This is a genomic window from Pseudoalteromonas sp. S16_S37, assembly GCF_014694405.1.
Taxonomy (GTDB): Bacteria; Pseudomonadota; Gammaproteobacteria; order Enterobacterales; family Alteromonadaceae; genus Pseudoalteromonas.
In genome coordinates, this window is the sequence record NZ_JAAUWV010000209.1 from 1 (window position 1) to 424 (window position 424).

Annotated in this window: 1 protein-coding gene; it reads left to right on the forward strand. The window is 38.2% G+C overall.

Features of this window, described 5'->3' with window-relative positions; translation table 11 throughout:
• The coding region (locus HC733_RS22655) for an integrase core domain-containing protein (RefSeq protein WP_190367216.1) at window positions 1-414 on the forward strand (414 nt) is incomplete at its 5' end.
• Window positions 415-424: the final 10 nt, after the last annotated feature.

Genomic DNA, 424 nt, shown 5'->3' on the forward strand with positions numbered 1-424 from the left:
GAATTAAGTGATGAAATGAAAGCATCAGATGTGGTTAAAGCACTAAACATGAGTATCTGTAACAAAAGGTACTCTCATCGCGCAATTCACCACTCCGACAGAGGCTTGCAATATTGCTCTGATGAATATCAGCAGGTGTTAAATAAATACGATATCAAGCCGTCCATGACAGATGGGTATGATTGTTACCAGAATGCGCTAGCAGAGCGAGTTAACGGCATATTGAAGCAAGAGTTTTTACTGTATCAATGTAAAGACATTTATGAGCTAAAGCAGCTCGTTGATGAGTCAATTTACATTTACAATGAAATGAGACCGCACTTAAGTTTAGGAATGAAAACACCTAATCAAGTGCACAATGAAAAGGCCAATGACAATAATCACTGGCCTTTAAAAACCGTCAACTTATTTTAGGACGGGACAT